At 64.3% G+C, this 26,375-nt stretch carries 20 protein-coding genes; 7 read left to right on the forward strand and 13 right to left on the reverse strand.

Features of this window, described 5'->3' with window-relative positions; translation table 11 throughout:
- Positions 1-12 precede the first annotated feature (12 nt).
- From AC0KXH_RS17850 to AC0KXH_RS17870, 5 genes are all read right to left on the reverse strand, one after another.
- The gene (locus AC0KXH_RS17850; RefSeq protein WP_488223807.1) at positions 13-1,449 is read right to left on the reverse strand and encodes an AdeC/AdeK/OprM family multidrug efflux complex outer membrane factor; all 1,437 of its coding nucleotides are present in this window, start codon (positions 1,447-1,449) and stop codon (positions 13-15) included.
- Complete coding sequence (locus AC0KXH_RS17855; RefSeq protein WP_165562582.1) at positions 1,446-4,583, reverse strand: efflux RND transporter permease subunit; 3,138 nt, start codon at positions 4,581-4,583, stop codon at positions 1,446-1,448. The genes AC0KXH_RS17850 and AC0KXH_RS17855 overlap by 4 nt, the downstream gene beginning before the upstream one ends.
- A 14-nt stretch (positions 4,584-4,597) precedes the next feature.
- Entirely contained in the window at positions 4,598-5,743 is a 1,146-nt protein-coding gene (locus tag AC0KXH_RS17860; RefSeq protein WP_488223808.1) for an efflux RND transporter periplasmic adaptor subunit, read from the reverse strand.
- A gap of 209 nt (positions 5,744-5,952) precedes the next feature.
- Positions 5,953-6,528, reverse strand: coding sequence for a YceI family protein (locus AC0KXH_RS17865; protein ID WP_041108358.1), 576 nt, complete (start codon positions 6,526-6,528; stop codon positions 5,953-5,955).
- 22 nt (positions 6,529-6,550) lie between these two features.
- Positions 6,551-7,099 carry a cytochrome b gene (locus AC0KXH_RS17870; protein ID WP_041108360.1) on the reverse strand — a complete coding sequence of 183 codons (549 nt, stop codon included), beginning with the start codon at positions 7,097-7,099 and terminating at the stop codon, positions 6,551-6,553.
- Between the two features lie 161 nt (positions 7,100-7,260).
- Here AC0KXH_RS17870 and AC0KXH_RS17875 point away from each other — a divergent pair, with 161 nt between their 5' ends.
- Positions 7,261-8,664, forward strand: a complete 1,404-nt coding sequence (locus AC0KXH_RS17875; protein WP_043222384.1) for an adenosylmethionine--8-amino-7-oxononanoate transaminase — start codon at positions 7,261-7,263, stop codon at positions 8,662-8,664.
- A gap of 71 nt (positions 8,665-8,735) precedes the next feature.
- Positions 8,736-9,455: a 16S rRNA (uracil(1498)-N(3))-methyltransferase gene (locus tag AC0KXH_RS17880; protein WP_200629434.1), complete on the forward strand. Its 720-nt coding sequence runs from the start codon at positions 8,736-8,738 to the stop codon at positions 9,453-9,455.
- Positions 9,456-9,467: 12 nt separating this feature from the next.
- Here the strand turns inward: AC0KXH_RS17880 and AC0KXH_RS17885 are convergent, their stop codons facing one another.
- The 8 genes from AC0KXH_RS17885 to pilG form a co-directional block, all read right to left on the reverse strand.
- On the reverse strand, positions 9,468-9,938 hold the full coding sequence (locus tag AC0KXH_RS17885; RefSeq protein ID WP_043222385.1) for a chemotaxis protein CheW: 471 nt from the start codon (positions 9,936-9,938) through the stop codon (positions 9,468-9,470).
- The gene (locus AC0KXH_RS17890) at positions 9,935-10,987 is read right to left on the reverse strand and encodes a chemotaxis protein CheB (protein WP_213151197.1); all 1,053 of its coding nucleotides are present in this window, start codon (positions 10,985-10,987) and stop codon (positions 9,935-9,937) included. The genes AC0KXH_RS17885 and AC0KXH_RS17890 overlap by 4 nt, the downstream gene beginning before the upstream one ends.
- Entirely contained in the window at positions 10,980-18,173 is a 7,194-nt protein-coding gene (locus AC0KXH_RS17895) for an Hpt domain-containing protein (RefSeq protein WP_488224624.1), read from the reverse strand. The genes AC0KXH_RS17890 and AC0KXH_RS17895 overlap by 8 nt, the downstream gene beginning before the upstream one ends.
- Before the next feature lie 11 nt (positions 18,174-18,184).
- The gene (locus AC0KXH_RS17900) at positions 18,185-19,051 is read right to left on the reverse strand and encodes a CheR family methyltransferase (RefSeq protein ID WP_061339834.1); all 867 of its coding nucleotides are present in this window, start codon (positions 19,049-19,051) and stop codon (positions 18,185-18,187) included.
- A gap of 55 nt (positions 19,052-19,106) precedes the next feature.
- On the reverse strand, positions 19,107-21,155 hold the full coding sequence (locus tag AC0KXH_RS17905; RefSeq protein WP_041108374.1) for a methyl-accepting chemotaxis protein: 2,049 nt from the start codon (positions 21,153-21,155) through the stop codon (positions 19,107-19,109).
- 87 nt (positions 21,156-21,242) lie between these two features.
- Positions 21,243-21,779 (reverse strand): chemotaxis protein CheW, encoded by a 537-nt coding sequence (locus tag AC0KXH_RS17910; RefSeq protein WP_041108376.1) that lies wholly within the window; start codon positions 21,777-21,779, stop codon positions 21,243-21,245.
- A gap of 32 nt (positions 21,780-21,811) precedes the next feature.
- Positions 21,812-22,177 carry a twitching motility response regulator PilH gene (pilH, locus tag AC0KXH_RS17915; protein WP_041108377.1) on the reverse strand — a complete coding sequence of 122 codons (366 nt, stop codon included), beginning with the start codon at positions 22,175-22,177 and terminating at the stop codon, positions 21,812-21,814.
- 45 nt (positions 22,178-22,222) lie between these two features.
- Complete coding sequence (gene pilG / locus AC0KXH_RS17920) at positions 22,223-22,630, reverse strand: twitching motility response regulator PilG (protein WP_003282729.1); 408 nt, start codon at positions 22,628-22,630, stop codon at positions 22,223-22,225.
- A 228-nt stretch (positions 22,631-22,858) separates the two neighbouring features.
- Here pilG and gshB point away from each other — a divergent pair, with 228 nt between their 5' ends.
- The 5 genes from gshB to pyrR all read left to right on the forward strand — a co-directional run bounded on the left by gshB (position 22,859) and on the right by pyrR (position 26,375).
- Positions 22,859-23,809 (forward strand): glutathione synthase, encoded by a 951-nt coding sequence (gene gshB / locus AC0KXH_RS17925; RefSeq protein WP_437270888.1) that lies wholly within the window; start codon positions 22,859-22,861, stop codon positions 23,807-23,809.
- Between the two features lie 86 nt (positions 23,810-23,895).
- Positions 23,896-24,789 (forward strand): energy transducer TonB, encoded by an 894-nt coding sequence (locus tag AC0KXH_RS17930; protein ID WP_488223809.1) that lies wholly within the window; start codon positions 23,896-23,898, stop codon positions 24,787-24,789.
- 60 nt (positions 24,790-24,849) lie between these two features.
- The gene (locus tag AC0KXH_RS17935; protein WP_488223810.1) at positions 24,850-25,419 is read left to right on the forward strand and encodes a YqgE/AlgH family protein; all 570 of its coding nucleotides are present in this window, start codon (positions 24,850-24,852) and stop codon (positions 25,417-25,419) included.
- Positions 25,416-25,847 carry a Holliday junction resolvase RuvX gene (gene ruvX / locus AC0KXH_RS17940; protein ID WP_312358148.1) on the forward strand — a complete coding sequence of 144 codons (432 nt, stop codon included), beginning with the start codon at positions 25,416-25,418 and terminating at the stop codon, positions 25,845-25,847. The genes AC0KXH_RS17935 and ruvX overlap by 4 nt, the downstream gene beginning before the upstream one ends.
- Positions 25,848-25,862: 15 nt before the next feature.
- Positions 25,863-26,375, forward strand: a complete 513-nt coding sequence (gene pyrR, locus AC0KXH_RS17945) for a bifunctional pyr operon transcriptional regulator/uracil phosphoribosyltransferase PyrR (RefSeq protein WP_043222401.1) — start codon at positions 25,863-25,865, stop codon at positions 26,373-26,375.

The raw sequence follows: 26,375 nt of genomic DNA on the forward strand, positions 1-26,375 counted from the left end.
CGGCTGAACGGGTCAGCCTTCGTCCGGCGCCTTGGCAGGCCGGGCCGAAGTGCTCTCCTGCCAGCCCCCGCCGAGCGCCTTGAACAGGTTGACCTCGCTGGTCAGCTGCGCGAGCCGGTCGATGATCAGCTGCTGCTGGGCTTCGAAAAGCTGCCGCTGGGCGTCGAGCACAGTCAGATAGCTGTCGATGCCCGTGCGGTAACGGCGCTCGGCAAGATTGAAGTACTCCTCGCTGGTCTTGACCAGGTCACGCTGCGCCTGGACCTGGCGCCGATAGGTGCCCTGTGCGGCCAGGCCATCGGCCACTTCGCGGAAGGCCGTCTGAATCGCCTGCTCGTACTGGGCAACCTGGATGTTCTGGCTGATGCGCGCATAGTCCAGATTGGCCCGCAGCTGCCCGGCATTGAAGATCGGCACGCTGATGCTCGGTGAAAACGTCCAGTACTTCGAGCCGCCCTCGAACAGACCGGACAGCTCGCTGCTGGCCGAACCCGCAGCGCCGGTCAGGCTGATGCTCGGGAAGAACGCCGCGCGTGCGGCGCCGATATTGGCGTTGGCTGCGCGCAGCTGGTATTCGGCCTGCAGGATGTCCGGGCGTTGCTGCAGCACATCCGAAGGCAGGGCAACCGGCAAGTCGCCGAGCTGCTCGCGATCGAGGCCGAAATTCCCGTCTATCGTCGCCGGCAGGTTCTGACCGAGCAGCAGCTCCAGCGCATTACGATCCTGCGCGACCTGGCGCGTGTAGCGCTCGATGCTTACCCGTGCCGTTTCCACGGCGCTGCGCGCCTGGCGCAGCTCGAGTGCCGAGGCGACGCCGACATCGAAGCTGCGCTGGGTCAGCGACAGGCTGCGTTCGTAGGTCTGCAGCGTCTCCCGGGTGACATCGAGCAGCGCCCGGTCGGCCTGCAGGGTCAGCCAGGCGTTGGCGACGCTGGCGATGAGGCTCACCTGGGTACTGCGCTGCGCCGCTTCGCTGGCAAAGAACTCTTCCAGCGCCTGCTCACGCAGGCTGCGCAGGCGACCGAACAGGTCCAGCTCCCAGGACACGCCAAAGGTGGCGCTGTACTGGCTGCTGATTGCCGGCTCGCCGCTCATGTTCAGATCGCCAGGCATGCGCGTGCGGGTGCCGCCCGCATCGGCGCTGACCGCGGGCAGCAGGTCGGCGCGCTGAATGCGGTACAGCGCGCGATAGGCATCGACGTTCAGCGCGGCGGCGCGCAGGTCGCGGTTGTTTTCCAGGGCGATGGACACCAGCTGCTGCAAGGCCGGATCGCGGAAGAAATTCCGCCAGCCGAGTTCGACAGCCTGCACGGCAGTCGCACGCTCGTCGTAGGCCGGCCCCTGCGGCCACTGGGCGGCCACCGGCGCTTCGGGGCGCTGGTACTCGGGAATCAGCGAACAGCCCCCGAGCGTCGCCAGCAATGCCAGACTCAACAGGGACTTGTTCACGATGAGCTCTCCTGCGCGCCTTTCTCGGCGGGCTTCTTGCGGTCGAACAGGCTGGCGATCAGCACGTAGAACAGCGGAATCCAGAAGATCGCCAGGACCAGCGCAGACAACATGCCGCCGATCACGCCGGTACCGATGGCGTGCTTGCTGCCGGAGCCGGCGCCACTGGAGATCGCCAGCGGGACCACGCCAAGGATGAAGGCCATCGACGTCATCACGATCGGGCGCAGTCGCATCCGGCAGGCTTCGGCAGCCGCGTCGACCAGGCTCATGCCTTGCTCGTGCAAGGCCTTGGCAAATTCGACGATGAGGATCGCGTTGCGCGCCGACAGACCGATGGTCGTCAGCAGGCCGATCTGGAAGTAAACGTCGTTGGACAACCCGCGCCCGTAGGTCGCCAGCAGCGCACCGATGATCCCCAGCGGCACCACCAGCATGACCGCGAACGGAATCGACCAGCTCTCGTAGAGCGCCGCCAGGCAGAGGAACACCACCAGCAGTGACAGCGCATAGAGCGCGGTGGACTGGGAACCGGCCAGTCGCTCCTCATAGGACAGCCCGGTCCAGGCGATACCGACGCCTGGCGGCAGCTGGGCGGCGATCTTCTCGACCTCTTCCATTGCCTCACCCGAGCTGTAGCCGGGTGCGGCGGCGCCAAGCATCTCCATCGCCGGCACGCCGTTGTAGCGCGACAGCTTCGGCGCGCCGTAAATCCACTCGCCCGTGGCGAAGGCGCTGAACGGGACCATCTGCCCGTCGGCATTGCGCACATACCACTTGGCCAGGTCCTCGGGGTTCATCCGCGCATCCGGACGGCCCTGCATGTACACCTTTTTCACCCGGCCGCGATCGATGAAGTCATTGACGTAGTTGCCACCCCAGGCGATCGACAGCGTCTGGTTGATGTCCGACAGCGACACGCCTTGCGCACGCGCCTTCTCGTCATCGATGGTCAGCTTGAACTGCGGCTCGTCACGCAGACCGTTGGCACGCACGCCGGTCAGCTTGGGGTTCTGCCCGGCCAGCTGCAGAAACTTGTCACGGGCCTGGCTGAGCACCTCGTGCCCGACACCGGCGCGGTCCTGCAGGAAGACGTTGAAGCCTGTCGCGTTGCCAAGCTCCATCACCGCAGGCGGGGCAAAGGCGAACGCCATGGCGTCACGGAAGGTGAAGAAATGCCGCTGCGCACGCTGGGCCAGATCGAACACGCTCTGGCCGTCCTCGCCGCGCTCCTCCCAGGGCTTCAGGCCGATGAACGCCAGGCCGGAGTTCTGCCCGCGACCGGCGAAGTTGAAGCCGTTAACGGTGAACACCGACCGCACCACGTCCTGCTCCTCGTTGAGCAGGTACTCGCGCATCTGCCGCAACACCTCGTAGGTCCGCTCCGCCGTGGAACCGGCGGGGGTCTGCACCTGGGCGAACAGCACGCCCTGATCCTCTTCCGGCAGGAACGAGGTCGGAATCCGCGTGAAGGTCCAGGCCATCACGGCGATGATCGCCAGATACAGCAGCAGGTAAGGCGCCTTGTGCCGCAGCATGGCCTTGACGCCACGCTCGTAGCGCCCGACGCCGCGCTGGAAGCTGCGGTTGAACCAGCCGAAGAAACCGCGCTTCTCATGGTGCTCGCCCTGGGCAATCGGCTTGAGCAGCGTGGCGCAGAGCGCCGGGGTGAAGACCAGCGCCACGAGCACCGAAAGCGACATGGCCGAGACGATGGTGATCGAGAACTGCTTGTAGATCACCCCGGTCGAACCAGGGAAGAACGCCATCGGCAGGAATACTGCCGAGAGCACCAGGCCGATACCGACCAGCGCCCCCTGGATCTGCCCCATCGACTTGCGGGTCGCCTCCACCGGCGACAGCCCCTCCTCGCTCATCACCCGCTCGACGTTCTCCACTACCACGATGGCGTCGTCCACCAGCAGGCCGATGGCCAGGATCATCGCGAACATGGTCAGCGTATTGATGCTGAAGCCGAAGGCGGCCAGGATGCCGAAGGTGCCGAGCAGTACCACCGGCACCGCCATGGTCGGGATCAGCGTCGCGCGGAAGTTCTGCAGGAACAGATACATCACCAGGAAGACCAGGACGATGGCCTCGAACAGCGTCTCCACCACGCCCTGGATGGACTCGGCAATCACTGGCGTGGTGTCGTAGGGGTAATAGACCTTGACGCCCGCGGGAAAGAACGGCTCGAGCTCGCCGATGGTCTGGCGCACACCCTTGGCGGTGTCCAGCGCGTTGGCGCCGGTGGCCAGCTTGATGGCGATGCCGGTGGCCGGCATGCCGTTGTACTCGGCGCTGATGGCGTAGTTTTCGCCGCCGAGTTCGACGCGGGCGACGTCACCCAGGCGCACCTGGGATCCGTCGCTGTCGACCTTGAGCAGGATGTTGCGGAACTGCTCGGGGGTCTGCAGACGCGTCTTGCCGATGATCGTGGCCGTCAGCTGCTGGCCCTGGACGGCCGGCAACCCGCCCAGCTGGCCGGCGGAAATCTGTACGTTCTGCGCCTGGATCGCGCTCTTCACGTCAACCGGCGTCAGCGCATAGTTGTTCAGCTTGGCCGGATCGAGCCAGATGCGCATCGCGTACTGCGAACCGAACACCTGGAAGTCGCCGACGCCCTTGGTCCGCGACAGCGGATCCTGGATGTTCGAAACGATGTAGTCGGCCAGGTCGTTCTTGTCCAGCCGGCCATCCTCGGACACCAGCGCCACCACCATGAGGAAGTTGCGCACCGCCTTGGTCACGCGGATGCCCTGCTGTTGCACCTCCTGCGGCAGCAATGGCGTGGCCAGCTGCAGCTTGTTCTGCACCTGCACCTGCGCGATGTCCGGGTCGGTACCCTGCTCGAAGGTAACGGTGATGCTCATGCTGCCGTCGGAGTTGCTCTCCGAGCTGATATAGCGCAGGCCGTCGATACCGTTGAGCTGCTGCTCGATCACCTGCACCACGGTGTCTTGCACGGTCTGTGCCGAAGCGCCGGGGTAGCTGACCTGGATGCCGACGGCAGGGGGCGCGATGCTCGGATACTGGTTAATCGGCAGCTTGAGGATGGAGAGCCCACCCGCCAGCATGATCACCAGCGCGATCACCCAGGCGAAGATCGGCCGGTCGATGAAGAATCTGGACATGAACTCGCTACCCCTTAGCCTTCTGCGCCCTGGTCAGCGGGCGCCGCGCCAGTGCGCGGCTCCACATTGGTGGCCGGGACGGCGTTGACTTCGACGCCGGGCTGGATGAACTGCAGGCCCTCGGTGATCACGCGATCGCCAGGCTGCAGGCCTTCTTCGACCAGCCAGCGGTTGCCGGCCGTGCTGCGGACCTTGAGGGTGCGGACTTCGACCTTGTTCTCGGCGTTGACCAGCATGGCGGTCGCCTCGCCCTTGGCATTGCGGGTAACGCCTTGCTGGGGTACCAGAATGGCCTCTTTCTTCAGGCCGGCGACGAGCTCCGCATGCACGAACATGCCAGGCAGCAACAGCCGGTCGGGATTCGGGAAGGTCGCGCGCAGGGTGACCGACCCGGTGCCCGGATCGACCGACACCTCGCTGAACTCGAGCGTCCCCTCGTGGGCGTACTGGCTGCCGTCCTCGAGCGTGAGCGTGACCTTGGCAGCGTTGTCGCCCGCCTTTTGCAACCGGCCCTGCTCCAGATCGCGCCGCAGCGCCAGCAGATCGCGTGCCGGTTGCGTCACGTCCACGTAGATCGGATCGAGCTGCTGGATCGTCGCCAGTTCCTGCGCCTGGCCGTTGCTCACCAGAGCCCCTTCGGTCACGGCCGACCGTCCGATGCGGCCGGAGATCGGCGCCAGCACCTTGGTGTAGCGCAGATCGATGCGGGCACGCTCGACCTCTGCCTCGGCCTGCAGGCTGGCGGCACGGGCTTCGTCGTAGGCCTGGCGGCTTACGGCCTGGTCCTTCACCAGATCGGCGTAGCGATCGGCCAGCGACTTGGTCGACGCCAGCTGCGCCTGCGCACTCTTGAGCGTCGCCTCATAGACGGCGGCGTCGATCTGATACAGCTGCTGCCCGGCCTTGACTTCGCTGCCCTCGGCGAACAGACGCTTCTGGATGATGCCGCTGACCTGCGGGCGGACTTCGGCGATCCGGTACGCGCGAGTGCGACCGGGCAGTTCGGTGGTGAGGGCATAAGGCTCGGTCTGCAGCGTGACGATACCGACCTTGGGCGCTGGCTGCTGCTGTTCTGGCGCGGACTGCTCGTCGCAGCCGACCAGCAACGCAGCGAAGCAGAGAACGGAAACCAGAGCAGCACTGGCTGGCTTGATCGACATGGGAGACCTCTTTCAGAAGCTGGCTGGCCGTCGGCGGCGCACGCCGCAGCGGAAGGCGAAGCCCGGAAATATACTTACATCCACCACTGTTTGTAAACCGCCAGCGGCCGCATCTGCTGCCTTCGACGGCCCGCGGCAGAGCGCTTTGGCGCAAGCGACCACAAAGCAGAACGCCGGCAAGCGCCGGCGTTCAATCCCTCGGGGAGGCGTTACTGACGCACCCCTTCGACGGAAATGATCAGATCGACCGTCTGCGCTGCCGGGCCGAGGTCCTTGGCGATGTCGAAATCCTTCAGCCTCAGCGTCGTTTGCCCTTCGAAACCCGCCCGGTAGCCACCCCAGGGATCCTCACCTTCGCCGATGAACCGGGCGGCGATCACCACCGGCTTGGTTACACCATTGAGGGTGAGGTCGCCATGGATGTCAGCCGTGCCTTCACCGGTCGACTTCACCGAAGTCGACGTGAAGGTCGCCTTCGGATGGGCCTGCACGTTGAGGAAGTCGTCGCTGCGCAGATGCTTGTCGCGCTCGGCATGGTTGGTATCGACGCTGGCGGTTTCCAGGTTCACCTCGACCTTGCTGGCTTCGGGCTGGTCGGCATCGAAGCTGAAGCGCCCGTCGAATTCCTTGAAGGTGCCCCATAGCCAACTGTAGCCGAGGTGGCTGATCTTGAAGTTGACGAAGGCATGCTGGCCCTCGGTATCGATCACATAGTCAGCGGCCATCGCCTGGCCGGCGAACAGCGCCGAACCCAGTGCCAGGGCAGCGATGCGGTGCTTGAACATATCCGAGCTTCTCCTTTGGTTGTCAGCCACGACCCAGCATGCGCTGGAGGGTCGCGTCTCGATCGATGAAATGATGTTTGAGTGCCGCCAGGGCGTGCAGCACGGCAAGGATCACCAGCGCCCAGGCCAGGTATTCGTGGATCACCCCGGCCACATCGGCCTGCCGCGGCAGGGAGGAAACCAGTGCCGGCACCTCGAACCAGCCGAAGACGTCGACCGGCCGCCCCTTGGCGGTCGAGATCAGGTAGCCGCTGATCATCACCGCGAACAACCCCAGATAGAGCAGCCCGTGCCCCAACCGGGTCAGCCTGCGAACGCCGGGACCGTGGTTGGCGAGCGGCTGCGGCTGAGGGTTGAATACCTTCCAGCCCAGACGAACCAGCATGACCAGGAAGGCCAGCACGCCGATGCCCTTGTGCAGGTCCGGTGCGGTGCGGTACCAGCTGCTGTAGTAGTCCAGGCCCACCATCCACAGGCCGAGCCCGAACAGGCCGAACACCGCCGCAGCGATCAACCAGTGCAGCAGGACGCTGACCAGCCCGTAACGGTGTGCAGTATTACGCCATTGCATGACACTTTCCCTCTCAACAATGCTGTGAAGCCTAGCGATAAACCTATCGACGTAGAGCGCATTTTTTCGCTTCGTACCATCGCACCTGTCGATATGATCCGCCCGCACCGACCTGCCGCCTTCTGCTAGGCTGCGGCGTCCCGATGAAGGAGCCCGACACCATGAGCCTGAACCAGATCTGGATGCAACGCGATCTCGCCGTGCTCTGGCACCCCTGCACGCAGATGAAGGATCACGAACAGCTGCCGCTGATTCCGATCAAGCGTGGTGAAGGTGTCTGGCTCGAGGATTTCGACGGCAACCGCTACCTCGATGCGGTCAGTTCCTGGTGGGTGAACGTGTTCGGGCATGCCAACCCGCGGATCAACCAGCGCATCCGCGACCAGCTCGATCAGCTCGAGCACGTCATGCTCGCCGGGTTCAGCCATCAGCCGGTGGTCGAGCTTTCCGAACGACTGGTGGCGCTGACCCCAGCGGGGCTCGACCGGGTGTTCTACACCGACAACGGCTCGACCGGCATCGAGGTCGCGCTGAAGATGAGCTTCCACTACTGGCGCAACTGCGGGCGCGAGCGCAAGAAGCGCTTCGTCACCCTGACCAACAGCTACCACGGCGAAACCGTGGCGGCGATGTCGGTCGGCGATGTCGCCCTGTTCACCGACACCTACAAGCCGCTGCTGCTCGATACCTTCAAGGTGCCCAGCCCCGATTGCTACCTGCGCGAGGAAGGCATGAGCTGGGAAGCGCATTCGCGCAGCATGTTCGCGCACATGGAGCGGACCCTGGCCGAGCACCATCAGGAGATTGCCGCGGTCATCGTCGAGCCGCTGATCCAGGGCGCCGGCGGCATGCGCATGTACCACCCGGCCTACCTGCAACTGTTGCGCGAGGCGTGCGATCGCTACGACGTGCACCTGATCCACGACGAAATTGCCGTGGGCTTCGGTCGCACCGGCACGATGTTCGCGTGCGAACAAGCCGGTATCACACCGGATTTCCTCTGCCTGTCGAAGGCGCTGACCGGCGGTTATCTGCCGATGGCCGCCGTACTGACCACTGACCGGGTCTATCAGGCGTTCTACGACGACTACGAAACCCTGCGCGCATTCCTGCACTCGCACACCTACACCGGCAATCCACTGGCCTGCGCCGCCGCGCTGGCGACGCTGGATATCTTCGAGCAGGACAACGTCATCGAAGCCAACAAGCGCCTGGCAGCGCGCATGGCGCAGGCCACCGCACACCTGGCCGACCATCGCCATGTCGCCGAGGTTCGCCAGACGGGCATGGCCCTGGCGATCGAGATGGTCCAGGACAAAGCCAGCCGGGCCGCCTACCCCTGGCAGGAGCGCCGCGGATTGCGCGTCTACGAACATGCGCTGAGCCGCGGCGCGCTGCTGCGACCGCTGGGCAGCGTGGTGTATTTCCTGCCGCCTTACTGCATCACCGAGGAACAGATCGACTTTCTCGCCGAAGTCGCCGAGCAGGGCATCGACCTGGCCACCCGCGACGCCGTCACGGTCGCCGTACCAGGCCGCTATCCGGACTTCCGCGACCCGGGCTGACGGCGCACAGCCAGGGCCAACGCGCTACAATCGCGCACCCTTTCTGTGTGCAGCCGGCTCGCTCGTTACCCATGCGCCTATCCCGCTTTTTCGTCGATCTCACCCTGACTCTTGGCCGGCACGAGCTGCCGGATGCCCAGGCCCATTACATTGCGCGCGTATTGCGTCTGGGGGTCGGTGATGCGGTCCAGCTGTTCGACGGCAGCGGTTTCGAGTATCGCGGCCGGCTCTGCGCGGTCGGCAAGAAGCAGGTGCAGGTCGAGCTCGACGAACGGCTTCACGGCCAGGCGGAGTCGCCGCTGAAAATCCACCTGGGCCAAGGCCTGTCGCGCGGCGAGCGAATGGACTGGGCCATTCAGAAAGCCACGGAACTCGGTGCAACGGAGATCACGCCGATCATCAGCGATCGCTGCGAGGTACGCCTGAACGACGAGCGAGCGGACAAGCGCCTGGCCCATTGGCGGCAGATTGCCATCAGCGCCTGCGAGCAGTGCGGCCGCTCGGTGCTACCCACCCTTCACGCCCCGCAGACCCTGGCGCAATGGTTAGGCATCGAGGCCGATCTGAAACTGCTGCTGCATCCGGTTGCCAGCCCGCTCGCCGAGCACGCTGCGCCAAGCAACCTGGCGATATTGATCGGTCCGGAAGGTGGCCTCAGCGAGGCGGAAATCGACCAGGCGCGCCAGCAGGGCTTCCTGCCGGCTCGTCTGGGACCGCGCGTCTTGCGTACCGAAACTGCGCCAGTCGTTGCGCTCAGCGTAGCGCAGTATCTATGGGGGGACCTGGCCTGAAGGCCGGGAGCCTCAGATCAGCCCCGCGTCCGCCAGTTTCTGCTCCAGCGCGACCAGATCGGGAATACGCGCCTGCACGTCGCCCAGATTCACCGCATCGAGCTCTAGCGGGCCTAGCGCGACGTTCGCGCGCGGCAGGCCGGCATCGACCTTGACCGGACGCGGAATGCCCTGCACCAGCAGCGCGATGAACTTGACGTGATCGCGCCCGCCAAGCGCATTGAGCACCACGACCCGCGCCTGCGCGCCTAATCGGGCTTCGCCGCCGTCGGCCGCCTCGAAGCAGAGCAGCGGCAGGTTCAGATCTCGCCATTGCACCTGTCCCAGCAACCAGGCCGGCAACCCCGGCGTAGCCTGCGGCTGACGGTAGGCAATTAGCTCCGCCACCGTAACGTTGGGCATCAGCAGGTGGCGGTCGGCAAGCGGCACCAACAGACAGTTGAGCGTGGCCGGAGCCTCGGAAGAAACAAGCGATTGGCTCATGGCTGAACCCCCTGGGTGAGCGTGGCAGTGGCACGCTGTGCGAAATGGTTGACCAGCGCCTGGGCCAGCTCTCGCGGATCCCCGCTCAGCGCGCTGTAGCCGCCGTCTCGCAGGTTGTCCGGCATGCTGGAGCAGGCGCAGGAATCGGCCCGCTGGGTCCAGATCTGCCCTCCCTGACGCAGCAGGTAGGCCGCCGCGGTACTGCCATCGCTGCCCATGCCGCTGAACACGATGGCCCCGCACCGCGCGCCGAACTGCTGCGCAAGGTTGAGCATCATCTGATCGATCGACGGACTGTAGGGCTCGGGCCAGCAGCGCGCACTGCGTGACATGCGGCCATCGGCGCTGAACGCCAGCTCGTTGCCAATCGGCGCGATGACCACCTCGCCACAGCGCACCGCGTCGCCATCGCGGCACAGACTTACATGCCATTGGCTGTGCCGACCAATGACCTGGCATAGAGTCTGCTCGAAACTCGCCTCGATGTGCTGCGCGTAGACGAAGCCTACCGGCAGCCCTGCCGGCAACGCGTCGAGAAACGCCTTGACCGCTTCGGGGCCGCCCAGCGACGCCCCCAGCAACCAGACCTCAGGCGCCACCGTGCCGGGCTCGGCCAAGGCAGCCTGCAATGTCGGAGGCAGCGCCAGCCGGCCACTGCCACCGTCGCCAGGCTTGCCTTGCAACACGTCCAGACGCGGCCCGACCTCCCGGCTGGGGTCGCCGACCAGACGCTTGAGCTTGCCGAACAGTCGACGCTCCCAGCGCGGGTAATGTTCCGAATGACGCTCGGGCGCATGGCCCTCGCCGAACAGCACCAGGGTGCTGTCGCGAGCGAGCAGCGCATCGACCAGCGGTGAATCTTCGGTCTGCGCGAGATCGACCAGCCACAGATCGGCCTCGGCCTCGGCGAGATCGGCCGGCTCCATACGAGCCGGGTCGCTATTGAGCACGACCTGATAACCATTGGCGCCAAGCGCCTGCTGCAGAACGTGCCGCTGCAGCGAGGTGTCGGCGAGCACGGCGATGCGAGCGGAACTGGACTCAGGCATGACCGTGCACCAGCTGTTCGATACTCTCCAGCAAGAGCGACTCCTGATAGGGCTTGCCCAGGTATTGGTTGACGCCAATCGCCAGCGCCCGCTCGCGGTGTTTCTCGCCGGTACGCGAAGTGATCATGATGATCGGCAGGTCCTTCAGACGCTCGTCATGGCGCACCAGCGCCGCGACCTCGAAGCCGTCCATGCGTGGCATCTCGATGTCCAGCAGCATGATGTCCGGCTTGCGTTCCTGCAGTTGGCTGATCGCATCGACGCCATCCTTTGCGGTCATCACGTTCATGCCGTTGCGCTCGAGCAACCGGCTGGTCACCTTGCGCACGGTCACCGAATCGTCGACCACCATCACCAGCGTCGGCCGCCCATGTTCGGGCTCGACCGACTCGGGCACCTGCGGCAGCAGTTGCGGACGCTGCTGGATCAGTTGCTGCGCGTGTTGCAGGCGAATGGTCGCCAGCAGGTCGAGAATCACCACCACGCGTCCGTCCCCGAGAATGGTGGCCCCGGAAATGCCTGCCACTCCGGCGAACTGCGCGCCCAGGCTCTTCACCACGATTTCACGCGAACCGGCGAGACTGTCCACCTGCACAGCAACGCTGTGGTCCTTGGAGCGCACCAGAATCACCGGCAACGGCAGGCTTTGCCCGACCAGCTTGGGTCGCTGACCATTGTTCAGCAGGTCCCCCAGGTAGCGCAGTTCATAGGCCTGGCCGGCATACTCGAAGCGCGGCGCACCGGGCTGGTAATAGGCCTCGAGCTCATAGGGCGAGACCCGCACGATGCCCTCGATCGTGTTGAGCGGAATCGCGTAGAGATCCTCGCCCGAATACACCATCAGAGCCCGGTTCACCGACACGGTGAACGGCAGGCGAATCAGGAAGCGGGTACCCTGGCCCGGCGTCGACTCGATACTCATGGAGCCACCGAGCTGCTTGACCTCCGAGTGGACCACGTCCATGCCCACGCCCCGCCCGGAGATCTGGGTCACCTGCGCAGCCGTGGAAAATCCGGCTTCCAGAATGAACTGCAGGATCTCGTGCTCGGTGAGCTCGCTGTCGTTGGTCATCAGCCCCCGCTCGATCGCCTTGCGCCGGACCGCCTCGAGATTGATGCCACCGCCGTCGTCGCTCAGCGTCAGCAGGATGTCGCCACCCTCACGGCCGAGATCCAGACGAATCGTGCCTTGCTCGGGCTTGCCGGCTGCCCGCCGGGCGGCCGTAGCCTCGATCCCATGGTCGACCGCATTGCGCAGCATGTGCTCCAGCGGGGCGACGATGCGCTCGAGTACGCTGCGGTCCATCTCGCCATTGGCGTTGCCGACCACGAATTCGACCTGCTTGCCCAGCTCGGAGGCAACCTGCCGGACGATGCGCCGCAGGCGCGGTATCAGCCGCTCGAACGGCACCATGCGGGTGCGCATCAGGCCTTCCTGCAGCTCGGTATTGACTCGCGCCTGTTGCAACAAAAGCGTTTCGGCATCGCGGTTGCGCGCCGCCAGCGTTTCTTTCAGATCGAGCAGGTCGGAGGCCGACTCGAACAGCGAACGCGACAGCTGTTGCAGCTGCGAATGACGGTCCATTTCGAGTGGGTCGAAGTCATCGTAGCCGGCGCGCTCTGCCTCGGCCTGATAGCGGCTGAGAATCTGCGCCTGGGTTTCGGTGTCGAGGCGACGCAACTGATCGCGGACCCGCTCGATGGTGGCTTCCATCTCGCTCAGCGTGAAGCTCACATCGCTGACCTGCTGCTCGACCCGACCGCGGAAAATCGAGGTCTCCCCAGCCAGATTCACCAGCCCTTCGAGCAGCTCGGCCGGAACCTTGATCATCTCCTGCGGTGCCCTGCGCGCAGCGGCGTCCTGGGCTGCCTGCTGGGCACGTCGAATGAAGGGCAGAACCTTGGCCGGCGTATGGTTGGCCAGGTCGCCCGCCGCACTCGCGGCGACGATCGGCCGTGGCAGCTGCGCGACCACAGCAGGCTCGGTGCGCTCGGCAGCGCTCGCTGTCTCGCCGTCACTGGCCAGAACTTCCTTGAGTTGATCGACAGCCTTCTGCAGCGCCTCATAACCACGCTGCACATCCAGATGCAGGCTATCGGCCCAGGGCGCTCCCTGCTGTTGCGCCTCGGTCAGACGCTGTTCGAGGTCATGCGCCAGATTGCCCAGGTCCGCCTGGCCGGCCAGACGGGCACCTCCCTTGAGCGTGTGAAGGATGCGCAGCATCTCGCCGAGCTGCCCTCCGTCCGCTGCCGCGCCGTCAAGGCGGCCCAAGGCAGCGTCCAGCTCCTCGAGCAGTTCGTCGGCTTCCTCGACGAAGATGTCCAGAATCTCCGCTTCGGCAGCTGCATTCGGCTGGCTGGCGGCACGCAGCGTGACCGTGCTTGGCTCGCTCAGTTGCTCTTGAGGGTTGAGACGGAAGTGCCGAATCGCCTCGATGTGGGCGTTCCCGTCAGGGATGGGAGCGCCGTTGCGTAGCGCCTCGAGCATGGCAGCGAGTGCATCCTGCGCACCAAGCAGCAGCTCGAACAGCACCGGACTGGCCCGGTAACGGCCAGCGCACAGACCTTCGTAAAGAAACTCCAGTTCATGAGCGAGATCGCCTACCTCGCGGACCTCGGCCATGCGCGCACCGCCCTTGAGCGTATGCAGATCGCGCTGCAAGGCTTCGAGCTCAAGACTGTTGTCGACATCGGCCATCCAGCGATGCAGGCCAGCTGCAGCGCTTTCGATCAGATCGAGCCCTTCCTCAAGGAAGATTTCCACCAGTTCGGGGTCGTGCTCGGGTGATACGGCAGGCACCGAAGACTCGTCTGCCATGGCCCGTGGGAGCGACGCGGGTTCGTCGGCCCCGATGCCCACATCCGTTTCGGTCTCCGCGGCTTCGGCTTCGGCTTCGGCTTCGGCTTCGGCTTCGGCTTCGGCTTCGGCTTCGGCTTCGGGCACAGCTTGGTCCAGCGGCTCGTCGACGAGAACATCGGATTGTTCGTCGGCCGGCAACGCCGATTCGGCTTGCAGGCGATCGTCGGCCATCGGACCGACCGGCTCATCAAGCTCGGTCATCGCGCCCTGCCGATAGGCCCTGATCGCTTCGATCAAGGGTGCGGCAGAAACCATCGGCTCGTGCGCCTGTAGCTGCTCGAGCTGCTGGGCCAGCTGGTCGTGGCTGCGATGCAACAACCCGGAGAGCGCACCCGAGTAGGCATAACGCCCGTCGGCCAGCCCTTCGTAAAGCGACTCGAGTTCGTGAGCCAAATCGCCTACTGGACGGACTCCCGCCATGCGTGCGCCGCCCTTGAGCGTATGCAGATCGCGCAGCAACGAGGACAGGGTCAACTGATCAGACGGCTCGGCCAGCCAGCGCTCCAGCGCTTCACCGGCGCTCTCCAGCAGGTCCACCGCCTCATCGAGGAAGATCTCGACCATATCCTGATCAAAATCTTGCGGTTCGGCTTCGGCTTCGGCTTCGGCTTCGGCTTCGGCTTCGGCTTCGGCTTCGGCTTCGGCTTCGGCTTCGGCTTCGGCTTCGGCTTCGGCTTCGGCTTCGGCTTCGGCTTCGGCTTCGGCACTAGATGATGCGGGTTCCAGAACCGGCTCATCACACTGCACGGGCTCGCTGACATTCAGCGTTGTCTCGGGCCGTGCCGCCTGACGCAGCCCCTGAAGGCGCTCGACCAACTCGGGCTGCGGCGTGACCTGCAGGGCCGCCGCCACCTGATCCATCATCCCGACAAGAGCCTCATGTGCGGCCTCGACGGTATCGAAAAACTGCTCGTCGAGCAGCAGACGGCCCTCTTGCGCCAAACCATAAAGCGCCAGCAGCGCCTGGCACAGATCGTCCATCTGCGGCAGATCGGCCATCTGCGCGCCGCGGCCCAGTGCGGCCAGCTCATCGAGCAGAGCGGTGAGTTCCTGACGCTCGGAGGGATGGTCGCGCCAGCTGCGCAGCAGTGCCTCGGCATCGAGCAGAATATCCATGCCTTCGGCCAGAAAGCGGGCGATCACGCTAGGGTCACGCGCTTCGCCCTTGTCATTCTCGGTGCGTGAAGCCGCCTCGGCTAGGCGGCGCTGGTGCAACGCCTGGACGCGCTCGAGAAACGCGTCTGTGCCCGGGATGGCCGCCAGCGGCTGCTCGTCCAGATTCGCCAGCCCCTGGCGCAGCAGCTGCTCGGCATCGCGCAGCAGCTCTGCCTCGGCCAGGTCGATCTGCAGCAGGTTGTTCTTGAACTCCTTGACCATCCTCTCCAGTGGCGTCGCGATCTCCGCCACGGGCAATACACCAGCCATGTGCGCACTGCCTTTGAGCGTATGCAGGGCACGTTGCAACGCATCGGTCACCGGCTGAGGAAGGGACTGCGCGCAATCGGCGAGAAAACCGACCAAGGTCGCCAGATGTGCCTCCGCCTCGTTGCGGAATATTTCCAGCAACTGCGGATCAAGCTCGTCGGCGACCGGCAGTTCAAGAGCCGACGCGGACGAAGTGGTTGGCTGGGCCGGCATGATGGCCACAGGCGCCTCGCCTCTGGCCAGCGCATGCGCGGCGGCAGCCAGACGGTCGACATCGTCGCGCTGGCGCTGGGCCTTGCCGGCGAATTCTTCGACAAGCTCGGGCATCAACGCCACCACATCAGCCACTACATGCCGTACCGCTTCGTCGGTCTGGATACTGCCGTCGAGGACCCGATTGAGTAGGTTCTCGATCGACCAGGCCAACTCGCCGATCACCAGTGCGCGAACCATCCGTCCACTGCCCTTGAGGGTATGGAATGCGCGGCGGATCTCCACCAGCGCATCACTGTCATCGGCTGCAGCCCAGGCCGGCAGGTTCTCGCCGATCGTCTCCAATACCTCGGCAGCCTCCTCGATGAAGACCTCGAGCAATTCGTCGTCCACCGGCTCTTCGTCCGCCGGCGGCGGCAACAGGCTCGGCGGGGCATCCTGCGCCGGCGGGTTGATACTGGCTACCGGGGCGGCCATCACATCTTCAAGGGTGACCTGCTCCGGCTCGCTAGTGTGTTCCATCGTTTCCGCCGCCAGCGGCGGGAGCTCAACCTCCGGCAGTTGCAGATCAAGCAGCTCGCTTTCATCCCAGCGGGCAGGCCGGGAGTCGGAAACCGTCTCGTCGAACAGCGACCAGGTCTCTTCGGGAGCAACCTCCGCCTGCATGAAGTCGGAAGAGAGGGCCGCGTCATCATTGGCCAACGCCGCCTCTTGAGAGCCTTGGCTGTCGGCGGGCAAGTCGCTCGACCCCAGCGTCGCATCGCCGCTGTCGGCTATGACCGGAAGCTCCGGTTCAATTGCCCAGGGATCGGACGGCTGGGTGTCGAAATCGATTTCCTCGACCAAGAGCTCGGCCGGCGACGCGATTTCGTCTTTCGACGCGTCAGCGGCAACGAGCCATTCCTCTTCGGCCCCTGCCGCTGGCTCATCCGCAGGGAGTACCTCGCTCTCGTCGTGCTCGTTCGACACCGCGTCGGCACTGCTGCACGTCTCGGCGTGCGCGGGACCCTCAACCGGGTAGCCCAGATCCGCCAAGCTGTCCGCAGCGACATCGAGAATCAGATCGCCCTGGCTGCCACAATCGTCGGCCAGTCGCTCCAGGTAGTACTCGACGCTGGTGATCGCATCGGCCAGGGCGTCGAGGCTCTGCCAGTCAGGTACCGCCTTGCGAGCCAGCAGCTGTTCTTCGATGTAGCCGTTGCAGGCCTGCAACAAAGCTGCCGCGCGCTGCAGGGGGATCATCGCCAGGCCGCCACGCGCTTGGGTAAGCAATTCAGGCACCCGCGCCAGATGCTCGTGGTTCCATTGCGAGGCAATGAATTCGATGATGGCGTCCTTCGCCTGTTCCAGGGCCGTGCGCGCTTCCTTGATCACCAATTGATGAATGCGCGCGACGTCGGTCGTCGGCAAATGGCTGTCTTCGCCCCGCTCCTCGCTCGAGCCCACCATGCCGGCAAGCGTGGCCTCGACATAGAGCAGTGCGCCAGCGATGTCCATCAGGACTGCATCGTCCGGCTCGCGGTCGCCATCGACCAGCGCCTGTACCAATACGATCTGGTCAAGAATGATCCGACGCGGTTGGGCGAAGCCCAATACCGCCAGCGTGTCGGCAATCTGCTTGAGCGGTGCCGGGAGTCCGAGCAACTCGGTCAGTATCTTGCGCTCGCTGCGAACGAAAAGATCGAGACTGTCCTTGACCCTGACCAGCTCCTCGCAGAGCGCGGCAACCACAGAGCGCATGGCGCCGCGGTCAGGGCCGGCCAGCTGCGCGCGTTCCTGGTCGACGATCGCGGTGTCCGGCAGCGCTTCGTCTAGGCGATATTGCTCCTTGACCGCGAGCAGCCGGGACGACTGCCCGGGCGCCTTGGCCACGTAGAACAACAGATTCTTGATCAGCTCTTCCGGAGCCGGCTGATTGATGCCGTCCACGCCCTGCTCGACCAGACGTTTGAGCTCACGGTCGACTTGGCGTAGCAACGTTCGGATGGATGCACCATTGGCAACGCCACCGCTGGCGAGCCCTTCGACGAGCGCCGCGGATATCTGCCAGAGCGGCGCGAGCGGCGCGTCCTTGCATAGCTGTTCGAGCCGGACGAACACCCTCGCCATATAGCCGAGGTTGGTTGCCAGGTCCTGGTTGCGAATGATCCCGACCAGCGCCGTCTGTTGCATCTGGCGCAGCTTGCGCAGCAACCCCGGCAGGTCGTCGGTCCGCAATCGATCCACCGACTCGCGCGGCAGCGCCGGCAGCCGGCTGGACAGATCAGGCGCGAACAGGCTGGTTTCCGAAAGCAGCTTTTCCCCGCGAGCGGCACGCAGGTCGTTGAGTAAGGGCAGCACGACCATCGGCAGGTCGCGCCGCGCGCTCTGGATCCGATCCAGGTAAGCAGGCAGCTGCAGGATCGACTGCATCAGGACCTCGAGCGACTCGGTGCGATTGGCCACACGCTCCTCGAGCAATGCGCGAGCCAGCTGCTCCATCTCTTCGGCGAGCAGCGCAGCGCCGAAGAACTCGACCATCTGCAGCGTGCCGTGGACCTGATGCACATAGGTCAGGCAGAAGCCCATCTGAGTCGGGTCCGCCGGCGACTCAACATAGGCTTCGAGCGCTTGGCGTGCCTGCTTAAGCGTCTCGGCGATCTCGCCTTTCACCCACTCCAGGGCGACATAATCGTGCCGATCACCCATAGCGACTCCGCTCATTGTTTTTTCCGGATAAAGGCCAGAACCCGATCGTCGTCCAACGGCGTCAGGTCCGGATGTTGCCAAGTTGCCATTTCGCCCACCCCGATCAACAGTAAGCCGCCAGGCGCAAGCCGTTCAGCGAGCCGATTGAGGATCTCGCGCCGACGCCAGCGTCGGAAATAAATCAGCAGGTTCTGACAGAAGATGACGTCGAGGCCGGACATTGGCGCGTCGGCCAGGTCCAGCACGTTCAGCTTCGCAAAGCAGACACGCGAGGCCAGCGTAGCGGTGACTTGGAAGCGACTGTCGGCGACGCTCTGAAAGTAGCGTTCCCTACGCTCAATCGGGACCTGCTCCAGGCGCCTGCTCGCGTAAGCCGCCTCACGGCATTTGCCCAACGCGCTGAGGCTGATATCCGTCCCGGTGACGCCGAAACCGCCGCTAACCGAGGCTTCACGCAGCACCTCGGCTGCACTCATGGCCATGGAATAGGTCTCTTCGCCGCTGGAACAACCAACGCTCCACAGCGACCAGGGTCTGCGCATCCCTTCGCGGGCCAGGCGGCCGGCCAGGTAGGTCTCCAGGGCGAAAAACGAGGGCGGATGCCGAAAGAAACAGGTTTCCTGCACCGTCAGCCGATCCATGAGGGTCGACCACTCCACCGCGCCGCGGGGACCGTCGGTCACCCGCCGGTAATAGCTCGCGTAATCACCGACACCGACCTCGCGCATGCGCGCCCGGAGGTTTGTCTGGAGAAAGGCGCGACGCCCCTCGTTCACCACCATGCCGGAGCGCTCTTCGAGCAGCATCTGCCAATCACGAAATTCCGTGAGCGACATATCGACCGGGGGTTCGAGCGACCAGTCAAACTGCGGCTGCATGTCGTGCCCTCGTTCAAGACCGGCGACGGCAGGTTCAGCCGCCATCGCCCAGCGCTCAGGCCTGTCCGTTCGTTTCCGGCAAGGTGAAGCCCGAAACCGACTGACGCATCTCGTTGGCCATCTTCGCGAGGTTACCGATGCTCTTCGCCGTAGCGGTGGTACCCGAGGACGTTTGCGAAGTGATCTCCTGGATCACGTTCATGGTGTTGGAAATGTGGCCGGCCGAGGATGCCTGCTGACGCGCCGCGTTGGAAATGTTCTGGATCAGCGCCGCAAGCGTCTTGGATACCTTCTCGATCTCTTCCAGGGCGACACCCGCGTCCTGCGCCAGGCGCGCTCCACGCACTACCTCCGCAGTGGTCTGCTCCATCGAAATCACCGCCTCGTTGGTGTCGGTCTGAATGGTCTTGACCAGCGCCTCGATCTGTTTGGTAGCCGCCGAGGAGCGCTCTGCCAGACGCTGAACCTCGTCCGCTACCACGGCGAAGCCACGACCTGCATCGCCCGCCATGGATGCCTGGATCGCGGCGTTGAGCGCGAGGATGTTGGTCTGGTCGGCGATGTCGTTGATCAGGCTGACGATGTCCCCGATCTCCTGCGACGACTCCCCGAGACGCTTGATTCGCTTGGAGGTGTCCTGAATCTGCTCGCGAATGTTGTCCATGCCGGTGATGGTGTTATGCACCACCTCATTGCCCTTGTTGGCGATGGCTACCGAGCGCTCTGCTACCGCCGAGGACTCCGCGGCGTTGGCCGATACCTGGTCAATGGACACCGCCATCTCGTTCACCGCAGCCGAAGCCCCGGCGATTTCCTGGGCCTGATGCTCGGAAGCCTCCGCGAGGTGCATCGCGGTTGCCTGGGTTTCCTGGGCCGCACCGGACACCTGCACCGCGGTCTGGTTGATCGTCGCCACCAGTTCGCGCAGCTGATCGATCGAGTAATTGATCGAGTCGGCGATGGCGCCGGTAAAATCCTCGGTCACAGTCGCTGCCACCGTCAGGTCGCCGTCTGCGAGGTCGCCGATTTCATCGAGCAGCCGCAGGATCGCGGCCTGGTTACGCTCGTTCTTCTCCGCCGTCTCGCTGAGACGCCGACGGGCCTCCCGAACCATGACCAGACCGATCAGGATGATCGCCGCCAGAGCCAGCGCACCCAGCACATAGCCAGCAAGCGTATTCAGGTAGCGCGCATCGGCGCGCGCCTGCAGACCGCCGGACAGCGCGGAGGTCTTGTCGAGCAGGGTTTGCGAGACTTCAAAGATGCTATTCGCCGACTCACGCACCTGGAACAGCTCAGGCGAGGTTTCGAGAATTTCGTCTACCGAACCGGAGACGAACTGGAACAACTCGGAAATCTCGCCCAGGCGGTCCAGGGCTTCCTCATCGGACACCTTGGAGATGCCCATGGCAACGTTGCCTTCGAGCATCGCATTCAATACCCGGCCAAAGAGGCTGGCGTCGCGACCAAACATGTCCGCCGCCTGTACCGAATCCTCGTCGCCGGAAAGTACCTTGTTGACAGAGCCAAGAATACGTTCGGCGAGCAAGGACTGGCGCTGAGCGACCGAAACCTGCGCAGCGGGTGCGCCGCTTTCGAGCAGGATGTCGACCACCTCTTCGTATTCGACCTGCAGCTGCGGAATCGTCTCGGCGAGCGTCGTAGCGACCTGATGCAGTGAGAGTACGGTCTGCTCGCTCGCCAGGATGGCGTCGGTGTCGCGACGCAGGGTGTTCCAGTCCTGCTGCACGGCCTCGACTTCGGTCGCCAGCGACTGCGGCACAGGCGGCAGGCCGATGGCCTCATCGCCCTGAGCGAGGTAGCCCCAGCGCTTGTCGAATTCGTTGCGTGCTTCCTTGAGAGACACGAAGGCTTCTTGCGTACCGGCCGCGGCTTCAACCGCGTTCTTCGCGATACGCTGGGACAGCACTCGCAGCTCGCCAGCATGGGCGATGTATTCGTTGTCGTAATCGGCCTGCGTATTGATGTACGCGAAGTTCGCGAACAGCAATACGATGGCAACGATCAGAACGACGAAGAGACCCGTGATGAGCGTGTTGCTCCGCACTCCGCTCAACAAAGCATTGGCATTGATCTTTCTCATTATCCGAGCCCCCGCCTGGCCCCCTGTACGCTTCCATCAAGAACCAAAAGGCCGGCCCAAGGCCGACCTCGCCTACAACTCATCCGTTTAGCACGACACATCCATGAACGACGGATGCCCAACCAGAGCGTGCGGACTGAACACCAACCAGGGCTGCTCGCGCTGAAAAACACCGTGCAGGAAAGGCTGGATCGCCGCTTCCACTGGCGGCAGCTCCTCGGAGTAGGCTTCCACCGGGAAATGCTGCATGCCGAAGACCTCGTCCACGGTCAGCCCCGCGAAAACTTCCTGGTGATCGACGATCAGCACCCGCCGCTGCTTACGCAGTGGCGCCAGCTCGTACCCCAGGTAACCGCACAGATCCATTACCGGCAACAGCCGGCCTCGCACGTTGGCCACTCCCTTCACCCAATCCTTGACGCCTGGCAGAGCGGTGAAACGAGGCTCGTGGAGAATTTCGCTGACCTCCCCCATCGGCGCGACAAACAGCCGCCCGCCCATACGAAATCCGATCCCCCCCCAGGTCTGCACCGCCTCCTGTTGCGAGGGCAAACCGGCAGCCGATGCGCGCGACCGCGCATCAAGCTCAAGCAATCGCTGGAAGGGTGTCTGCTGTTCCGACATACCGGCCATTCCCTTGTCCGCGTGCGCGATGCTTAGCCCGCCAGCACGGCGTTCAGGGTCTTGAGCAGGGTTGCCTCGTCCACCGGTTTGGTCAGGTAATCCTTGGCCCCCTGGCGCTTGCCCCAGACCTTATCGGTTTCCTGATCCTTGGTGGTGACGATGATCACAGGAATGTGACTGGTTTCCGCATCCTTGGTCAGCTGGCGCGTGGCCTGAAAGCCGTTGAGCCCCGGCATCACGATATCCATCAGAACCGCATCGGGCTTTTCCTGCCGCGCGAGGGCCACGCCGTCGGCGCCGTTCTCGGCCTTGAGCACTACGTGGCCATGCTTCTCGAGCATCGCAGCCAGCTTGTACATTTCGGTCGGCGAGTCATCAACAATAAGAACGCGGGCCATGTTATCTCCGTTACAAAGGCTTCAGCGGCAAGTCTATGCCAAGGTTCAGGATGCCTGCTCCACCGGCGCGAAGTCCGGCACATGGGCCTTGATCGCACCGAGCAGCTCTTCTTTGCTGAACGGCTTGGTCAGATACTGATCAGACCCGACGATCCGCCCCTTGGCCTTGTCGAACAGACCGTCCTTGGACGAGAGCATGATGACCGGCGTCGACTTGAAGGAACTGTTGTTCTTGATGAGCGCACAGGTCTGATAGCCATCCAGCCTGGGCATCATAATGTCTACGAAGATGATGCGGGGGTGGGTATCGGCGATCTTCGCCAGTGCATCGAATCCATCCACCGCGGTGATGACGTCGCACCCTACCTTTTTCAGCAGGGTTTCAGCGGTCCGACGAATCGTTTTCGAATCGTCGATCACCATGACCTTCAAGCCCTCGGAGTGCTGTTCCATTTCGCCCTACCATCGCCTCGGTGAATCAATCTTCGTTCGTTCTTCGCGCGGTGCGAGCCGCCGCATACTGGGGCATCGGCACGAGCGCAAGCCTTTGTAGCACAGTCGATTGACGGCATGCCATCGACGCCGCAAGTGGCTGTTTTTTCCTTGACCCAGTGCTCAACCGACGCCAATCTGCCGCGGTCGAACCCAGGCACAAACCTGCCAACCGCCGGAGCAACGCACATGACCATTCGCGTCGGAATCATCATGGACCCCATCGCGCAGATCTCCTTCAAGAAGGACAGCTCGCTTGCCATGCTGCTTGCCGCACAAGCGCGCGGTTGGTCACTGCACTATATGGAGCAGCGCGACCTCTACCAGCTGCAGAGTCAGGCGCGCGCGCGGATGTGTTCGCTCAGGGTGTTCAATGATTCGCAGCACTGGTTCGAGCTGGGTGAGGAAATCGACGCGCCGCTCGCCGAGCTGGACGTCATCCTCATGCGCAAGGACCCACCGTTCAACAGCGAGTACGTTTACGCTACCTACTTACTCGAACTCGCTGAAAAGGCCGGCACGCTGGTAGTCAATCGTCCGCAGAGCCTGCGCGACTGCAACGAAAAGTTCTTTGCCACCCAATTCCCACAGTGCACCCCGCCGACGCTGGTCAGCCGGCGCTCAGACATTCTGCGTCAGTTCGCCGCGGAGCATCGTGACATCATTCTCAAACCCTTGGACGAGATGGGCGGCGCATCGATCTTCCGTCATCGCGAGGGCGACCCGAACCTCTCGGTAATGCTCGAGGTACTGACCGAGCACGGCAGCCGGCAGATCATGGCGCAGCGCTACATCCCTGCGATCAAGGACGGCGACAAGCGCATCCTGATGATCGACGGTGAACCGGTGCCTTACTGCCTGGCGCGCATCCCAGCGGCCGGGGAAACGCGGGGCAACCTGGCGGCCGGCGGACGCGGCGTGGCGCAGCCGCTTTCCGAACGCGACCGCGAGATCGCGTCGATCGTAGGACCGGAACTACGCGCACGCGGGCTGCTGTTCGTCGGCCTGGACGTGATTGGCGATTACCTGACCGAAATCAACATCACCAGTCCGACCTGCATCCGCGAGATCGACAATGCCTTCGATACGCGAATCGGTGAGCGGCTCATGGATGTCATCGCAGCCAGACTGCAAGCTTGAACCAGCTAACAGCTTTGAGCGCCGCGCTTGCGGCCTGAAGCCCAAAGCCGGCAGACTGCGCCGCACTTCGAACCGACCCCATAGCGATGAACGCAGCAGCCCGTCAGCCCAGCCCCCAACCTTCTCAGGTGCGCCCTGCGGATCGTCTGGGCTTCACCTTGTTTGTCGCAACGGTATTGCATGTGGCGCTGATCCTCGGGCTCGGCTTTTCACTGAGCGAGCCGCGCTCGATCAGCAAGACGCTAGAAATCACGCTGTCCACGTTTCGCAGCGAGAAGCAGCCCGAACAGGCCGACTTCCTCGCACAGGACAACCAGCAGGGCAGCGGTACGCTGGAGCACAAGGCAGCACCCAAAACCACCGAGCAGGCGCCATTTCACGACACCGAGGTGCGCAAGGTGTCACCGCCGGCCACTCCGCCCCGCTCGGTGCGCCAGGAAGCGCCCAAGGCTGCAGTCGCGACGCGCGCGCCACAGCCGGACAAGACACCGGTCAAGCGCCAGGAAAAAGCCCAGCCCGAACCTCAACCGACGCCGGCTTTCGACTCCTCACAACTGAGCGCCGAGATTGCCAGCCTCGAGGCCGAGCTTGCGCAAGACATCGAGCGCTATGCCAAGCGCCCGCGGGTGAACCGTCAGAACAGCGCGGCAACCATGCGCGACATCAGCGCCTGGTATCGCGACGAGTGGCGTAAGAAGGTCGAGCGCATCGGCAACCTCAACTATCCGGACGAAGCCCGGCGCCAGCGCATCTACGGCAGCCTGCGGCTGCTCGTGACGATCAATCGTGACGGCACGGTACAAGAACTGCGCGTCATCGAATCGTCAGGACAAAAGCTGCTGGACGACGCCGCCATGCGCATCGTTCGGCTCGCGGCCCCCTTCGCGCCGTTCAGCGGCGAGCTGGCGAAGAAGTTCGATCAGGTGGAAATCATCCGGACCTGGCGTTTCGAACGCGGCGACCGCCTCTCCAGCCGCTGACCCGGGTCGGTTCGCACCACCCAGTAGCCGGCCGCCCGCCCAGCGCTTAAGCTAGCCGGCATGAAGAACACCGCGCCAAGCTACCTCAAGCATCAATTCCTGATGGCCATGCCACACATGGCCGACCCCAACTTTGCCCGGAAGCTGATCTATGTCGTCGAGCACGGCCCGGAAGGCGCGATGGGGCTGGTGGTCAACGACCCGAGCGGCCTGAATCTGGCGGACGTTCTCGAGCAACTGCGCCCGGACGAGCCTTGCCCGATCATCTGCCAGAGCCTGCCGGTGTTTGCCGGTGGCCCGGTCCAGACCGATCGCGGCTTCGTGCTGCATCCGGGCAGCCACAGCTATCAGGCCACCCTTGCACTGGGCGAGCTGGCCATGACCACGTCGCAGGATGTGTTGTTCGCAATCGCCGACGGCCACGGCCCACAGCACTACCTGGTCGCCCTCGGCTACGCCGGCTGGGATGCCGGCCAGCTCGAAGCGGAGTTGGCCGACAATACCTGGCTCAGCTGTCCGGTTCGGCACGACATCCTCTTCCAACTGCCGCACGAACAGCGCCTGAAGGCCGCGGCCGCCAGCCTCGGCATCGATCTCGCCTTGCTCAGCAGCCAGGCGGGCCATGCATGAGCGCGCCGCGACTGCTACTCGGCTTCGACTACGGTACCAAACAGATCGGCGTAGCCGTCGGCCAGGCCGTCACCGGCCAGGCGCGCGAACTCTGTGTCCTGAAGGCGCAGAATGGCGTGCCGGACTGGGACCAGGTCGCCAGGCTGGTCAGCGAGTGGCAGCCCGATGCGATCGTCGTCGGCCTGCCACTGAACATGGACGGAACGCCCAGCGAAATGAGCGAGCGCGCGCTCAGATTTGCCCGCCGGCTGCAGGGTCGCTTCAACCTGCCCGTGCACACTCACGACGAGCGCCTCACCACATTCGAGGCCAAGGGCCAGCGCCTGCGCCAGGGCCAGCGCGGCGGCTACCGCGAGCGCCCGGTGGATGCGCTGGCTGCCGCACTGCTTTTGGAAGGCTGGCTTGACCAGCACGGCCAGCATGACTGATTTCAAGGAGATCGCATGAACCTGCCCAACCCCGACCAGCTGCTGCCACAAATGGCCGCGGCACTGGACGATCATCTGTCGCGCCGCGGTATCGCCGAACCACGCTTCGTCGGCATTCGCACCGGTGGCGTCTGGGTCGCCCAGGCGCTGCTAGCCGCCGGCGGCCGGGAAACGGCCCTGGGCATCCTCGATGTCTCCTTCTATCGCGACGATTTCACGCAGAACGGTCTGCACCCGCAGGTGCGCCCGTCCGAACTGCCATTCGAGATCGAGGGGCAACATCTGGTATTGGTCGATGATGTGCTGATGACCGGCCGTACTATTCGTGCCGCGCTGAACGAACTGTTCGATTACGGCCGCCCCGCCAGTGTCACCCTGGTCTGCCTGCTCGACCTCGATGCACGCGAACTGCCGATCCGGCCCGATGTGGTGGGTGCAACGCTGTCGCTGCCCGCTGACCAGCGGGTAAAATTGCTCGGCCCTGCGCCACTCGCACTCGAATTCCAGACGCTCGACGCCGCCAACTGA

This window comes from Stutzerimonas sp. CXK-1 (genome assembly GCF_057738225.1).

Bases quoted from the DNA above. Each gene is read 5' to 3' on its own strand.
- AC0KXH_RS17870 (WP_041108360.1), bottom strand. From the start codon at position 7,099: ATGCAATGGCGTAATACTGCACACCGTTACGGGCTGGTCAGCGTCCTG.
- AC0KXH_RS17930 (WP_488223809.1), top strand. From the start codon at position 23,896: ATGAACGCAGCAGCCCGTCAGCCCAGCCCCCAACCTTCTCAGGTGCGC.
- AC0KXH_RS17935 (WP_488223810.1), top strand. From the start codon at position 24,850: ATGAAGAACACCGCGCCAAGCTACCTCAAGCATCAATTCCTGATGGCC.
- AC0KXH_RS17900 (WP_061339834.1), bottom strand. From the start codon at position 19,051: ATGCAGCCGCAGTTTGACTGGTCGCTCGAACCCCCGGTCGATATGTCG.
- AC0KXH_RS17875 (WP_043222384.1), top strand. From the start codon at position 7,261: ATGAGCCTGAACCAGATCTGGATGCAACGCGATCTCGCCGTGCTCTGG.
- AC0KXH_RS17910 (WP_041108376.1), bottom strand. From the start codon at position 21,779: ATGTCGGAACAGCAGACACCCTTCCAGCGATTGCTTGAGCTTGATGCG.
- AC0KXH_RS17855 (WP_165562582.1), bottom strand. From the start codon at position 4,583: ATGTCCAGATTCTTCATCGACCGGCCGATCTTCGCCTGGGTGATCGCG.
- AC0KXH_RS17865 (WP_041108358.1), bottom strand. From the start codon at position 6,528: ATGTTCAAGCACCGCATCGCTGCCCTGGCACTGGGTTCGGCGCTGTTC.
- AC0KXH_RS17885 (WP_043222385.1), bottom strand. From the start codon at position 9,938: ATGAGCCAATCGCTTGTTTCTTCCGAGGCTCCGGCCACGCTCAACTGT.
- pilH (WP_041108377.1), bottom strand. From the start codon at position 22,177: ATGGCCCGCGTTCTTATTGTTGATGACTCGCCGACCGAAATGTACAAG.
- gshB (WP_437270888.1), top strand. From the start codon at position 22,859: ATGACCATTCGCGTCGGAATCATCATGGACCCCATCGCGCAGATCTCC.
- ruvX (WP_312358148.1), top strand. From the start codon at position 25,416: ATGAGCGCGCCGCGACTGCTACTCGGCTTCGACTACGGTACCAAACAG.
- pilG (WP_003282729.1), bottom strand. From the start codon at position 22,630: ATGGAACAGCACTCCGAGGGCTTGAAGGTCATGGTGATCGACGATTCG.
- AC0KXH_RS17860 (WP_488223808.1), bottom strand. From the start codon at position 5,743: ATGTCGATCAAGCCAGCCAGTGCTGCTCTGGTTTCCGTTCTCTGCTTC.
- AC0KXH_RS17880 (WP_200629434.1), top strand. From the start codon at position 8,736: ATGCGCCTATCCCGCTTTTTCGTCGATCTCACCCTGACTCTTGGCCGG.
- pyrR (WP_043222401.1), top strand. From the start codon at position 25,863: ATGAACCTGCCCAACCCCGACCAGCTGCTGCCACAAATGGCCGCGGCA.
- AC0KXH_RS17895 (WP_488224624.1), bottom strand. From the start codon at position 18,173: ATGGGTGATCGGCACGATTATGTCGCCCTGGAGTGGGTGAAAGGCGAG.
- AC0KXH_RS17905 (WP_041108374.1), bottom strand. From the start codon at position 21,155: ATGAGAAAGATCAATGCCAATGCTTTGTTGAGCGGAGTGCGGAGCAAC.
- AC0KXH_RS17890 (WP_213151197.1), bottom strand. From the start codon at position 10,987: ATGCCTGAGTCCAGTTCCGCTCGCATCGCCGTGCTCGCCGACACCTCG.